Origin of the sequence: Cohnella baijiui, from assembly GCF_020731285.1 — a bacterium.
In the GTDB taxonomy this organism is placed as follows: Bacteria; Bacillota; Bacilli; order Paenibacillales; family Paenibacillaceae; genus Cohnella.
Window position 1 is genome coordinate 1 of sequence record NZ_JAJFOW010000316.1, and the last position, 247, is coordinate 247.

Sequence of the window (247 nt, forward strand, 5' to 3'; positions counted from 1 at the left end):
TTTCAATTTTACTGGTACGGTATGATCGTAGCAATTACAAATCGTCCCTATGCGTATGCGTACTGTTTTTGACCGACTAGACCAAGCGTCTGTGTTGTTGAAGTTTGAATCTCGTGGAAAAGCTCTGGGTTTTCCGCAAGTGAAACGCCATAAGAAGGAATCATTTCTTTTATTTTCAGCTCCCACTCTTGTAGCTGTTGTGGGAAGCATTTTTTTATTACCTCAAGCATAACGTGAACGGCAGTAG

General features: G+C 41.3%; 1 protein-coding gene. It reads right to left on the bottom strand.

Features of this window, described 5'->3' with window-relative positions:
* Positions 1-47: 47 nt before the first annotated feature.
* A partial coding sequence (locus tag LKX83_RS32780; protein WP_227887464.1) for a malate:quinone oxidoreductase occupies positions 48-247 on the bottom strand: 200 nt, incomplete at its 5' end.